General features: G+C 61.2%; 3 protein-coding genes and 1 pseudogene. All 4 read left to right on the top strand.

Annotated features, from left to right (window positions below; translation table 11 throughout):
- The first annotated feature begins 100 nt into the window (after nt 1–100).
- The 4 genes and pseudogenes from ACESMD_RS11825 (at nt 101) to ACESMD_RS11810 (ending at nt 1,826) form a co-directional block, all read left to right on the top strand.
- Nucleotides 101–436: a HigA family addiction module antitoxin gene (locus ACESMD_RS11825; RefSeq protein ID WP_372613384.1), complete on the top strand. Its 336-nt coding sequence runs from the start codon at nt 101–103 to the stop codon at nt 434–436.
- 54 nt (nt 437–490) lie between these two features.
- Nucleotides 491–649: pseudogene (locus ACESMD_RS11820) on the top strand (type II toxin-antitoxin system RelE/ParE family toxin); the annotation flags it as partial.
- Between the two features lie 2 nt (nt 650–651).
- Nucleotides 652–954: a helix-turn-helix domain-containing protein gene (locus ACESMD_RS11815; RefSeq protein WP_372613382.1), complete on the top strand. Its 303-nt coding sequence runs from the start codon at nt 652–654 to the stop codon at nt 952–954.
- An 11-nt stretch (nt 955–965) separates the two neighbouring features.
- On the top strand, nt 966–1,826 hold the full coding sequence (locus tag ACESMD_RS11810; protein ID WP_372613380.1) for an A24 family peptidase: 861 nt from the start codon (nt 966–968) through the stop codon (nt 1,824–1,826).
- Nucleotides 1,827–1,838 lie beyond the last annotated feature (12 nt).

Raw genomic sequence — 1,838 nt, 5'->3', positions numbered from 1 at the left:
GGGATGAAAGCTAAGACGTCACCGAAATTGACATTTGCTTTCGATGGCCAGGACGCCATTGTCGTGGATTATGAGCAATATCACTGAAGAGGAGAGGACCATGCCCCGCCAACGACAGCGCAAGCCTTCTCACCCGGGCATCGTCTTCAAGCTTGATGTACTGGAACCCCTGGGTCTGAGTGTGACGCAAGCCGCCGGGGCCATGGGCCTGTCTCGCAAGCACCTTTCCGCCTTTACCAATGGCCGAGTCGCTTGTTCCAGGGAGCTTGCTCAGCGCCTGGCAAAAGCCACCGATACGTCGGTGGCGAGTTGGCTCAACCTGCAGACGGCGGTGGATGTCTGGGAAGCGGAACACACCGACCGGGAGACCCTCGCGCGGGTGGTTCCCTTGCGCTCACTGGTCGCGAAGGGCCCCGATGAGGCGAATGGAGGATAAGTGCCTCGCGGGGCTAAAAATGGGAGATAACCACACGAGGTTCAATACCGAGGCCGGCCTTATCGTATCCTTTTTGCCTTCGATCCGACACGCCAAGCGGTCATGCTGTGTGGTGGTGACAAGACCGGGAACAAACGCTTCTATCAGACCCTGATACCGATCGCTGAACGAGAGTTCCTTGAACATCTGGCAAGCCTGAATTCGGAGGCATAACCATGGCAAAGCCATTATCGTCACTCGTCAAGCAAGTAAAGCCTGACGTCGTTGAAGCCGCCAGAACGCAAGCCGAGCAGGAGATTTTCGAGTGGCGTCTCGCCAGGCTTCGCGAGCAACTTGAACTGTCCCAGCTAGAGCTGGCAAGTCTGATGGGCATTTCGCAACCCTCGATTGCCAATCTGGAACACCGGGGTACCGAGATCAAATTGTCCACCCTGAAACGGTATATCGAAGCCATGGGTGGCAAGTTGACCATTGATGTCGAATTGCCCGATGGGCAGCATATTGGCATGAGTTGCTGAAGGAAATCCCCATGCTTGACCTTCCCGCCTTCCTGCTCTTGCCGCTGGTCGCCTTCATCGGCCTCTGTATGGGCAGCTTTCTCAATGTGGTGATCGTGCGATTGCCGGTGATGCTGATGCTGGGCTGGCGGGCCGAGGCACGGGAGGCGCTGGAACTACCCGAAGAAGAGCAACCCCGCTTCAACCTGGTGACCCCCCGTTCGCTCTGTCCCAACTGCGAGGCGCCCATCGCCTGGCATGACAACATCCCCGTGCTGGGCTGGTTCAAGCGGCGTGGGCGCTGCGCCAGTTGCGAGGCGCCCATCAGTCCCCAGTACCCTCTGGTGGAGCTGGCCGGCGGCGGGCTGGCGGTGGTCGTGGTCATTACCTGTTCGGCCCCGGCCGGCCCCGGCTGGCCGGGGTTGTTCGTGTTCGGCGCCTGCCTGGCGCTGCTGGCCATGGCGGTGATCGACTTTCGCACCCAGCTGCTGCCGGACATTCTCACCCTGCCGCTGCTCTGGGCCGGGTTGCTCTATCAGCTGTTGTTCCAGCCGCTGCGGCTCGGCGACGCGATGATCGGCGCCATGGCCGGCTATCTGGTGCTGTGGGGCTTCTACTGGCTGTTCAAGCTGGTAACCGGCAAGGAAGGCATGGGCTACGGCGACTTCAAGCTGCTGGCGGCCCTGGGCGCCTGGCTGGGCTGGCAGAGCCTGCCCCTGGTACTGATTCTCTCCGCGGGCGTCGGCGCCATCGTGGGGATTGCCATGCAGGTCGCCATCCCGCGCCTGCGTGGCCTGCCCATGCCCTTCGGCCCTTTCCTGGTGATGGCCGGCCTCATCGCCCTGCTCGCCGGCGAACCGCTGATGGCCGCCTATCTTGGCTTTTTGTTGTGAGTATCAAGCGCC

The organism is Halomonas sp., assembly GCF_041689495.1.
Classification (GTDB): Bacteria; Pseudomonadota; Gammaproteobacteria; order Pseudomonadales; family Halomonadaceae; genus Halomonas.
The sequence above is the reverse complement of the archived record's forward strand: the minus strand, read 5'-3'. Positions and strand labels throughout refer to the sequence as shown.